This window comes from Mariniflexile ostreae (assembly GCF_042427585.1).
GTDB lineage: Bacteria > Bacteroidota > Bacteroidia > Flavobacteriales > Flavobacteriaceae > Pseudalgibacter > Pseudalgibacter ostreae.
Map to the genome: position 1 here is coordinate 1 of NZ_JBHMFC010000044.1, position 10,272 is coordinate 10,272.

The 10,272-nt window shown below is 34.5% G+C and carries 13 protein-coding genes; 5 read left to right on the top strand and 8 right to left on the bottom strand.

Annotated elements, in window-relative coordinates; translation table 11 throughout:
- Nucleotides 1-114 precede the first annotated feature (114 nt).
- Together ACFFU9_RS10265 and ACFFU9_RS10270 are read right to left on the bottom strand one after the other, a co-directional pair.
- Complete coding sequence (locus ACFFU9_RS10265) at nucleotides 115-519, bottom strand: hypothetical protein (RefSeq protein WP_379861345.1); 405 nt, start codon at nucleotides 517-519, stop codon at nucleotides 115-117.
- Between the two features lie 10 nt (nucleotides 520-529).
- The gene (locus ACFFU9_RS10270) at nucleotides 530-910 is read right to left on the bottom strand and encodes a hypothetical protein (RefSeq protein WP_379861346.1); all 381 of its coding nucleotides are present in this window, start codon (nucleotides 908-910) and stop codon (nucleotides 530-532) included.
- 877 nt (nucleotides 911-1,787) lie between these two features.
- Between ACFFU9_RS10270 and ACFFU9_RS10275 the strand changes: the two genes are divergently transcribed.
- The 3 genes from ACFFU9_RS10275 to ACFFU9_RS10285 all read left to right on the top strand — a co-directional run bounded on the left by ACFFU9_RS10275 (nucleotide 1,788) and on the right by ACFFU9_RS10285 (nucleotide 4,149).
- Nucleotides 1,788-3,167 (top strand): MATE family efflux transporter, encoded by a 1,380-nt coding sequence (locus ACFFU9_RS10275; protein ID WP_379861347.1) that lies wholly within the window; start codon nucleotides 1,788-1,790, stop codon nucleotides 3,165-3,167.
- 80 nt (nucleotides 3,168-3,247) lie between these two features.
- A complete protein-coding gene (locus ACFFU9_RS10280) occupies nucleotides 3,248-3,475 on the top strand; it encodes a DUF8828 family protein (protein ID WP_379861348.1) in 228 nt (75 codons plus the stop codon).
- Between the two features lie 101 nt (nucleotides 3,476-3,576).
- Complete coding sequence (locus ACFFU9_RS10285) at nucleotides 3,577-4,149, top strand: phosphatase PAP2 family protein (protein ID WP_379861349.1); 573 nt, start codon at nucleotides 3,577-3,579, stop codon at nucleotides 4,147-4,149.
- 220 nt (nucleotides 4,150-4,369) lie between these two features.
- Here the strand turns inward: ACFFU9_RS10285 and ACFFU9_RS10290 are convergent, their stop codons facing one another.
- From ACFFU9_RS10290 to ACFFU9_RS10315, 6 genes are all read right to left on the bottom strand, one after another.
- Entirely contained in the window at nucleotides 4,370-5,254 is an 885-nt protein-coding gene (locus ACFFU9_RS10290) for a diacylglycerol/lipid kinase family protein (protein WP_379861350.1), read from the bottom strand.
- Between the two features lie 385 nt (nucleotides 5,255-5,639).
- Nucleotides 5,640-5,846: a hypothetical protein gene (locus tag ACFFU9_RS10295; RefSeq protein WP_379861357.1), complete on the bottom strand. Its 207-nt coding sequence runs from the start codon at nucleotides 5,844-5,846 to the stop codon at nucleotides 5,640-5,642.
- Entirely contained in the window at nucleotides 5,843-6,067 is a 225-nt protein-coding gene (locus ACFFU9_RS10300; RefSeq protein WP_379861351.1) for a hypothetical protein, read from the bottom strand. Before ACFFU9_RS10300 ends, ACFFU9_RS10295 begins: the two co-directional genes overlap by 4 nt.
- A gap of 101 nt (nucleotides 6,068-6,168) precedes the next feature.
- Nucleotides 6,169-6,723 carry a DUF2911 domain-containing protein gene (locus tag ACFFU9_RS10305; protein ID WP_379861352.1) on the bottom strand — a complete coding sequence of 185 codons (555 nt, stop codon included), beginning with the start codon at nucleotides 6,721-6,723 and terminating at the stop codon, nucleotides 6,169-6,171.
- A 221-nt stretch (nucleotides 6,724-6,944) separates the two neighbouring features.
- The gene (locus ACFFU9_RS10310; protein WP_379861354.1) at nucleotides 6,945-7,238 is read right to left on the bottom strand and encodes an EF-hand domain-containing protein; all 294 of its coding nucleotides are present in this window, start codon (nucleotides 7,236-7,238) and stop codon (nucleotides 6,945-6,947) included.
- Between the two features lie 137 nt (nucleotides 7,239-7,375).
- Nucleotides 7,376-8,017 carry a YceI family protein gene (locus ACFFU9_RS10315; protein ID WP_379861355.1) on the bottom strand — a complete coding sequence of 214 codons (642 nt, stop codon included), beginning with the start codon at nucleotides 8,015-8,017 and terminating at the stop codon, nucleotides 7,376-7,378.
- 157 nt (nucleotides 8,018-8,174) lie between these two features.
- Here ACFFU9_RS10315 and ACFFU9_RS10320 point away from each other — a divergent pair, with 157 nt between their 5' ends.
- Together ACFFU9_RS10320 and dnaJ are read left to right on the top strand one after the other, a co-directional pair.
- Entirely contained in the window at nucleotides 8,175-8,741 is a 567-nt protein-coding gene (locus tag ACFFU9_RS10320) for a nucleotide exchange factor GrpE (protein ID WP_379861356.1), read from the top strand.
- A gap of 74 nt (nucleotides 8,742-8,815) precedes the next feature.
- Nucleotides 8,816-9,943, top strand: coding sequence for a molecular chaperone DnaJ (gene dnaJ / locus ACFFU9_RS10325; RefSeq protein WP_379861358.1), 1,128 nt, complete (start codon nucleotides 8,816-8,818; stop codon nucleotides 9,941-9,943).
- The last annotated feature ends 329 nt before the right edge of the window (nucleotides 9,944-10,272 follow it).

Sequence of the window (10,272 nt, forward strand, 5' to 3'; positions counted from 1 at the left end):
CCTTCCCTAAATACATCGTTTTACCCATAGTACGGCAAATCAACCGGATTCGTCAACACAGAATTCATTTTTGGCCTATCGGCAAAACGAATTCTTAGTTATTGGCATTAGTTTTTATTGTTTCACATATCTTGGGTTCAAGCCTGTTGACTGTACGACTTCGATTTCAGTTTCAGAGTATTTTCTGAAGTGAAAAGTGTTTGTAATCGTATTATTGTTATTAATCGAAATGATATAATTCTCGTTGTCAATTTGTTCATCGACAGTTATTAAGCCTTGTGATTGGTTAACTGGTTCTTTAAAGCAAGAAGTTTGACTACCAACAACACTACAAAAGTCGTCCGATGTGAATTTGAAACCTAACCCTGAATTTATTCCGTCCACTTCACCAAGCCAAGTTCCTTGAATCCAATTAGGTGGATTTATTGAAGAACCATTATTTCCCGAATCGTCATCAGAGGAAGAACAAGATGTTAGCGAGAATGTGATTATTAAAATTAGTCCAATTATTTTTTTCATAGTTTATACTTTAATTATTTTTAAACGGATTTTCACCTTCAATCATAATCACGGTTCCCATTCTTTTGTATTTAAGTTGGGTTCCTTTAACACAATAAACATAGATTCCATTTCCTGCTTGTTCAGATAAACGCATTAAAGTAACTTCTGAATTATCGCAATCATTGTCAATCGCAACGTGGTTTTTCACATCCTCAAGGGAAGGGAATGCTCCCTCATTAAATCTGTTCATTTGTTTCGCCCACTTTTTAGTTTTCTTGTCTCGTTCGGGTTCTTTAAATCCTTCTTTTATTTCGCAGGTTTTCACTTCTTTTTTCCCTGATTTTTCGGCTTCTTGGGCAAAAGTTGTCATTGTTGTTAGCAAAAATGCTAATAAGTAGATTTTTTTCATTTTTGTTTTCATTTTTATAATTGTTTTTTGGTAGCTGGCAATGTCTTTTGAAATTAATGCCAACACTTGTATAGACGCAACCAGTTGCGTCTATATTGTTTATATGTTCGTGTCAAACTTATTGTTTTTTAAAATAGTATCCAATGGACTTGTGTTTTTTTTGTTGAAAATTCTTAAAATAGACATGTTTGTTTCGGTAGTTTTAATATAGAGAAGACTTAAGGACTGTAAGTTTGTTCCGCATGTTTAGTAAGTATTAGTCAATTAAGGCTATCATTTGTGTGTTAGGTCTCGAGTTGGAACAGTCAGATTTAAACTGCATTTTTTTCTCATCAACAAGCCCCAGACAAATTATAAGCTATTATTAGCGATAAGCGTTTTTTACCGTTATATACGGATATGGCATAAAAACATGTTAATGAGTTGTTTAGGTGGATTTGTAAAAGGGTATATGGGGAAAGGGAGGTTTGTAAAATATGCTATACCCTGTAACATTGGGTTTATTAAATTAATAAGTTAACAAGACAATTTATGTTAAAACAATTCAAGTAAATGTTTTGCCTACAAATTTTAAAATTATTTTTCAACTAGTAAAGAGCAAAAACACAAAAACCTTACAGCTTCAGGTGTGGCGGCTTCTCTTTCTGTTTAACTTTTTTAGTTGTTCTGTATTCAGAATTGTTTTTGTTTAATAATTTTTGTTTTAACGTATTTCTTTTAATAAAGTATAAAACACAGTCCTTTCTTTACCACGTCTAGCGCTGTGGTTTTTCTTTTTAAAAAGAGAAAAATATTAAGACTCATTTATGACTTATGTTAACATTTTTTTTACGAATTTGATTATTCAAATGACTTATATATAAACTACTTTTGCCGAATGCAATTAAAAAATTACACTAAAGAATTTCGATATAATTGGAAACTTGCCGCTCCTGTTATGATGGGGATGTTGGGCCATACTTTTGTAAGCTTAGTGGATAATATTATGGTGGGGCAATTGGGTACGGCACAACTGGCTGCTGTATCTTTAGGGAATAGTTTTGTGTTTATCGCCATGTCTTTGGGTATTGGCTTTTCAACCGCTATAACGCCACTGGTTGCCGAGGCCGATGCGGAAAAAGATTTTTCTAAAGGGAAATCGTCTTTTAAACATGGCTTGTTTTTATGTACTGCTATAGGGGTTTTGTTGTTTCTATTGTTGTATTTGGCAAAACCACTTATGCATTTTATGAAACAGCCTAAAGAGGTGGTCGCACTGGCCATGCCTTATTTAGATTTGGTTGCTTTTTCTCTAATCCCTTTGGTTATTTTTCAAGCTTTTAAACAGTTTAGCGACGGACTTTCAATGACTAAATACCCTATGTACGCTACCATACTGTCCAATGTTATTAATATTATCTTAAATTATGTGCTGATTTTTGGAAAATTTGGGTTTCCAGAAATGGGAATTGTTGGTGCGGCATATGGTACTTTAATTTCTAGAATCGCCATGGTTTGGTACATGTGGTATTTGTTGCGTAATAAAGAGAAATCTAAAAATTTTGTAACCCATATAAAGTTTTTTGTTTTAGATACATTAATGTTAAAACGCATTATCAATTTAGGAACTCCTAGTGCGCTACAAATGTTTTTTGAAGTGGCCATTTTTACAGGTGCCATTTGGTTAAGCGGGTTACTGGGTAAAAATCCTCAAGCTGCAAATCAAATCGCATTAAACCTGTCTTCAATGACTTTTATGGTAGCAACAGGCTTAAGCGTTGCAGCCATGGTTAGGGTAGGCAACCAGAAGGGATTAAAGAATTATTTCGAATTAAGGCGTATTGCATTTTCCATTTTCTTGTTCGGGATTATTTTGGCTACCGTTTTTGCTTTATTCTTTATTTTGCTTCATAAGCAATTGCCTTTAATATATTTAGATTTAAATGATGCGGCAAACTTTATAGATAATAGTGAAGTGGTGAGTATTGCCTCTAAATTATTGCTTATAGCTGCATTTTTTCAAATAAGCGATAGTATTCAGGTTGTTATGCTTGGCGCGCTACGGGGCTTGCAAGATGTTAAGATTCCCATGTTTCTGGTGTTTTTCTCCTATTGGATTGTTGGATTTCCTATTTGCTGGATTTTAGGTAAAGAAGATGCTTATGGGAGTTTTGGTATTTGGATCGGGCTGCTTGTTGGACTATCGGTAGCCGCTATTTTATTGTATATTCGTTTTAATCATTTAACTAAAAAACTGATTGCAGAAGGAGAGAAATAATCTTATTGAAAACTTATTTTACGATAACCTCAAACACTTAAAACTTATTATTTTAACTTTGGCCACTTAAAACTATATTTATGACACTTCCAAAATTCATTCTCGGCGATAATACAGAGCATCCAAATGCTATTTATGTAATTCATACAGAGTTTCCTAGGTTTATTATTAATCTTGAAGATGATGAAGTAGAGTGGTTTGAGGACTTTGATGATGAAGATGAAAAAGAATTACAAACGGAAACCGAAACAGCTATTGAGCAGGCTACAGCATTTTATGATAGCGAAATTTCTAAATACGACGAGTAATTGCGTTAGGGATTGTAGTGGAAATCCTTTTTGAGAGGTACGAGCAAAAAGATTGTAACGCAAAGCCCGACCCTTTAGGGTAACGCCCAATTTATATATATATGATAGACCAACTACTAAACTATGATACCGAATTATTTTTATATCTCAACAACTTAGGAGCAGAGACTTGGGATGGTTTATGGCTTATTATAACCGATAAAATTTCCTCCATACCCTTGTACGCCTTGTTGCTGTTTTTGCTTTATAAAAAGTTTGGTGGTAAATCCCTTTTAATAATAGCTGTGGTTGTAGCCTTAATGATTACGTTTACAGATCAAATTAGTAATGTGTTTAAACATGGTTTCGAGCGGCAAAGGCCTTGCGGAAATGCGAGTATAATCGATCAGATGCGTTTTATAGCAGTGCGTTGTGGTAAATATGGTTTTTTCTCAGGTCATGCCTCCAACTCTATGGCAGTGGCCGTTTTTGCTGGACTCATGTTAAAATCATTTTATAAATACTTGATTTTTATACTGCTTTTTTGGAGTTTTATTGTGGCTTATAGTAGAATTTATGTAGGTGTACATTATCCATTGGATATTTTTTGTGGAATGGCTTTTGGTGCTTTTTCAGGGGGTTTATTCTATAAACTATCTACTTACCTGCAATACCGTATCTTGAAAAAAAACTAATACGTTTTTTTAAAATAGGTGTTTTTAATGTTTTGTGTTTTTTTTTGAGAGGTGGATTATCGATTTTTCAATGTCATTTAAAAAGCATGGTCATTTATCTGTAAACCGGTTTAGGTTTCGTTACTTTGGGTATTTTAAAAATACCAAAAGCTGCTGTTTTGTCGTATAGTAGTGGCTGCTCTTATATCTAGTGCTTATTTGTAAATGCTCTAGTGGGGGCTTATGAAGCGATAACGTGTAAAGCGTTTTCTAAAATAGAGATGTTAATGATATTCGTGTGGGTTTCGAAAAATTCGCCATCAATTTGTGTTTCAAAAACGTTTTGAGAGCTAAGGGAAAGTGTCATTTTTGTTGTTGTATACGCTTTTACACCAGGGAAGAGGTGGTGTTTTTTAAATAAAATAAGAAACCCAAAACACAATGTTTTTATCATGTTCATTTTGGGAACCATTAAAACATCTAATACACCGTCTTGTATAGAAGCTCTAGGGGTTAAGCTTACGTTATAGCCCATTTCATTGGAGTTAGAGGCAAATATGAGAAACGGATCGAGATGCAATTCTTCGCCATTAATATGGGCGCGAATGTTACCTTTTCCCTTAAACGATTTTAAGGCCCGTAAACAGGCCTTTATGTAACTTGGTAATTTCCGTTGGCCCGAAGATTCATAGTGCTTTACCACTTGTGCATCAAAACCAATACCAGAATTGCTAAAAAACATCTTATCATTGAGCTTTCCTGCATCTATAAGTTTCGTTTTCTGTTGTTTAATAATAGCAATGGCGTTTATAATGTTTTTCGGAATGTTTAATGTAGCAGCCAGGCCATTACCCGAACCTGTAGGAATAACGCCTAGAATAATCGGGGTGTGTATTAAGCACGAAGCAACCTCGTTAATAGTGCCATCGCCCCCACAGGCCACAATAATATGGGCTTGGTTCTCGATAGATTCTAAGGTAAGTTGAATAGCATGTTTTTTAAAATCAGAATACTTTACAACGATATGGTAAGATTCTTTATCAAAATATTTAAGCAACAGCCCTTCATTTAAAATGCTCTTGGCAGAACCAGCAATAGGGTTTATAATAAAGTGGATGTTTGTCAATTCTTAAGCTGTTTTAATACGAGTAAAAATCATGCTATTAAGATGACTAATCGTAAACGCAAAGATATTCTTTTTTGGTTTATATGGGTTTTTTGTTAATAGAAAAAGTGGGGCTTAGAAGCTGTAAATATTGAAAAAAGTTAAATTTTATAGCTTATTTGTTAAACTTTAAAAGAAGTTCTGCTGCAGTAAAAGGCGTGGTATGATTTTCTTATATCAAGCTCCATTGGTTTGAAAGTTTTTTTTTAACTTTAGGGGTGTTGAAAAAATCTGAAATCAATTGAGATTCTATAGTTTGTTTTAACCAAAACTCATTTTGATTGTCGCGTTTTTCTGTAAAGTAATTATTTTTAGAGGTGATGGAAATACAGTCTAAAATAAGTGTTCAAATAGGAGCAATGCTTTCTTTTTTTAAGGCACTGCATAAAATAACTTTGGTGTGCCGTTCTATAGCCAAAACAGCAACCCGTTTTCCTAAGCTGGTTAAGTATTTGCCCAGCACTTCAATGAAAGTACTTTTTCCCGCACCGGGAATGCCTGTTATGCCTATACGTATAGACTTATTGGCATGGGGTAAACAGGCTTTTATTATGGTGTTTGCTTTTCGGAATGTTTCGAGTGTGTACTTTCAATTACAGTGATGGCTCTAGCTAATGCCGTAATGTCTTTATTTAATATTGAAACTATTAAGTGTTCTGTAAAGACTTCGGCCTTACGCTTCTCTTTGATATTTAAAATGGAGGACGTGTTGGCAGTTTTTATTCCTGACACACCTTCATGTTCCTGTAAATCCGATTTTTTGTCTTTTGCCATTATTACACGAAGTTTGTCTAATTTATAGTTTTATTTTTATTAGACGACGCGTAATATAACCCTGTAATCACTGGGTGCAACAAGGCACTAGAAACGAAAAACTATTTTAAAGGCACAACTATTTTGGTGTTGTCCCAGGCCATGGTTAATGCTAGGTTGTCTGTAGAATTGTCGAACGATATCGTAAATTGCTCTACGGTATTGGGTATTTTTTGAACAGGAACTTTTAAATCTAAGACATCATAATTGGGGTCCCACATGGGTTTCATTTCTGTATCTACACCCCAAGGATATTGTTTTTTATTGAATATAACATGCCAAACAGTGTCATTAGGGACGGTCCATAAGGTGTATATGCCTGCTGGTAAAGAGTCGTTCCCTATTTTTAAGGACTTATTGGTTTCAAAAGTTGTGGCTTCATTGGCTCCGGTTCTCCAAACTTTATCATAGGGTACTAAGGCACCAAAAACTTCACGGCCTTTTTTTAGCGGTCTGTTATAGAATACTCTTAATTTTAAATCGTTTAATTTAAATTCGACCACATCTTTAGGACTCAAGCGTGTAGAAAAAATGTTTTCCACAAAAGTGGAATATAGGAAAAGCCCTAGAGCTATAAAGGATAGTGTAATTAATAGACGTTTTAAAAAGCGATTCATCTGAGAGTTTTTTTAAGCAGTAAAGATACTTTAAAATGTTATAATTTATAAAGTAGAAACGTGCATTTCTTTGGCTTTGTTGTAAAATGCGTCCATTTTTTTTAAACCTAGTTTTTTTGCCAAGTAAGCTATTCGGTTTCATGTGGTGGCATAAGGCTGTTTTAAATGATAAAACCAGAACATTTTGGTCTGGTTTTATTTTAATAATTTGATTTAAAGCCTTATTTTTTTTTCTCTGGCCTCGCCTTAAACTCTTCCATATCTATAAACCCATCAGCGTTTGCATCTTTTCTCGTAAAGGCTTTTTCGTGATTTACGGGCTTGCTGTTTTCTGCCCCTGGTTTCGATTTAATGGTTCTTGCCTTAAATTCCTCTAAGCTAAGCTTTCCATCTTTATCTGTATCTAATTTTTCAAAAGCCACTTCTGGTCCTTTTTTTGCTTTTTTTTCTTGAGCATCAACTTGAGAGAAAGCTAGTAAGCTTAAAATGGCAACTCCTATTTTTATACGTTTCATGTTTAAATATGTTTGTTGTTAATAATAACTATCAGACTCTTTTTTAAAACAAAGGTTTAATGGAATGTGGTTTTTTTTAAATAAAAAAACCACTCCGTTTTATGAAGTGGTTTTGTAACTTGTTTTTAGTGGGAACTCTACAATTTAGTAGCTTTAACGGTCACTTTTAATTCAATCTCATCGTTGATGAAGTTGTCTTCCAGATTTTCAATAAATGTTTTAGATTTAAATTTGATGCCCCATTTGGTTCTATCAATACTAAACGTTTCGCTTGAAAGCGTTAGGTTATCATTAGTGTTACTAATCGTTACAGGAAATGTAATATTGTTTTTAATGTCTTTAAGTGTCAGGTTTCCCGAAAGCATGGTTAGCCCTTCAATTTTTTCAATATTCGTAATTTCAAAAGCAGCATTAGGGTGTTTTTCAACTTCAAAAAAATCTCCACTTTTTAAATGGCCTTCTAGTTTGGCATCATTTTCAGAATCTTTAAGAGAATTCATGTTTATTAAAAAAGATCCGCCAGTAATAGAGCCATTGGAAGTTTCTAAAATACCGTTTTCAATGTCAATAGTGCCATTATGGGAGCCTGCTGGTTTAAAACCTTGCCACTCAATAGTAGAAGCTTCTGTATCTACTACGTATTTTTCAGAAGTTAACGCTTGCTCTATAATCGTTTCAGCTTCTGTAGTTTTTGCTTCTTTAGCCTTGTCTTTACATCCCACAAACGCGAATAGCGCCATACTGGCAATAGTAAAAAAAGTTGAGGTGTTTTTTTTCATTTCAGTTATGTTTTTATGTTTAATGATCAAAATTAGTCAAATGGATATATAAAGGCCACTATATTTATTAAAATTATTTTGTGACATTTTGACATTTTAATAATAATGGCAGTACTTTTGCAAATTGAAAAACTGTTGGAAAAACTTAATAGAACTGATGAGTAAACAAGAAGAAAAAAATACAGTTGATGAAGATACTGTAGAAAATATAAATAACGGAGCGGAAACTACAGAAGAGCAAGATGTAAACGAGCAAGTTGTAGAAGAGCAGACTACTGAAGAGGTTTTAGAAGCAGAATTAAAACAAGAAAAAGATAAATTCTTGCGACTATTTGCTGAGTTTGAAAATTATAAAAGACGTACGTCTAAAGAGCGTATCGAATTGTTTTCGACGGCCAGCGAAGATGTTATGAAAACCATGCTTCCTATTCTTGATGATTTTGAACGGGCATTGAACCATATCGAAAACGATAAAGAAGCAGAAGAATTACGTAAAGGTGTGGTGCTGATTTATCAAAAACTGGTTTCCACATTACAGCAGAAAGGACTTAAGGTTATTCCTGTGGAACAAGGCGATACGTTTAATGCAGATGAACATGAAGCTATTACACAAATTCCGGCGCCTAGCGACGATTTAAAAGGAAAAATTATTGATGTAGTAGTAAAAGGGTATAAGCTTGGAGAGAAAGTGATTCGTTACCCTAAAGTAGTTACAGGACAATAAAAATATAAATTTTAAAAAGTCCTTCCTTGCTTTTATTTAAAAGGATTAAGTATAGGACAGGTGATGATTTTAATATGGCAAAAAGAGATTTTTACGAAATATTGGGGATAAATAAAGGGGCTAGCGCTGCTGAAATAAAAAAAGCATATCGCAAAAAAGCTATTGAATTTCACCCAGATAAGAACCCTGACAATAAAGAAGCAGAAGCTAAATTTAAAGAAGCAGCCGAAGCTTACGAAGTGTTAAGTGATCCAAACAAAAAAGCCCGTTACGATCAATATGGACATCAAGCTTTTGAAAACGGCGGCGGTTTTGGCGGCGGCGGAGGCGGCATGAATATGGATGATATTTTTAGTCAATTTGGAGATATCTTCGGCGGCGGCGGAGGCGGTTTTTCTGGTTTCGGCGGTGGTTTTGGCGGAGGCGGACAACGACGCGCAAAAGGCAGTAACTTAAGAATTAGAGTAAAATTAACTCTTGAAGAGATTGCAAACGGTGTTGAGAAAAAAATAAAGGTCCGTCGAAAAGTTCAAGCACCTGGCACAACTTACAAAACCTGTACAACCTGTAATGGTAGTGGGCAAGTAACCCGTATTGCAAATACTATTTTAGGGCGAATGCAAACATCCGCTCCGTGTAATACTTGTGGTGGAGCAGGACAGACTATAGATAAAAAACCATCTGATGCAGATGATCAAGGTTTAAAAGTTTCAGAAGAAACCGTATCTATAAAAATCCCCGCAGGAGTTGTAGATGGTATGCAACTTAAAGTATCTGGAAAGGGAAATGAAGCGCCAGGAAATGGTATTTCAGGAGATTTATTAGTGGCTATTGAAGAAGAGGCTCATGAGAAACTACAACGCGAAGGGGATAACCTGCATTACGATTTATATGTTAGTTTTCCTGATGCCGTTTTAGGTACGTCGCAAGAGATTGATACCGTTACTGGTAAGGTGCGCATTAAAGTTGAAGCAGGAGTGCAGTCTGGAAAAATTTTACGCTTACGCGGAAAAGGTATACCAAGCATTAATGGGTACGGCAGAGGTGATCTTCTGGTTCACGTAAATGTTTGGACGCCAAAAACCTTAAGTAAACAACAAAAGGACTTTTTTGATGCCATGAAGGATGATGAGCATTTTGCCCCGAAACCAGAAAGCTCAGATAAATCGTTTTTTGAGAAAGTAAAAGATATGTTTTCTTAACGCTATCGCATAAAATGATAACTCAGATTGGTTCTAAATATTGATTTTATGGAAAAGGGATCTATATTTTTGGAGTTAGTTATAAAATAATATATTATATTTGAATCACCACCAATGAATTTTGGTGGTGATTTTTCTTTTTCATAGCAATTTTTTTTCCCATCCTTCTTTTTTTTAAGGGTGGGTTTTGCTTTTAAATGGTTTCATATGTGCTAAAGCCATTTTAGGGATCAAGTCATAAAGTTGTGGGATTTTAAGATTATGCATAAATTGTTGTAAGTCTATATAGGAAGAACTCTACGTTTCTAACCCCTCTGAACTGCGCTCTA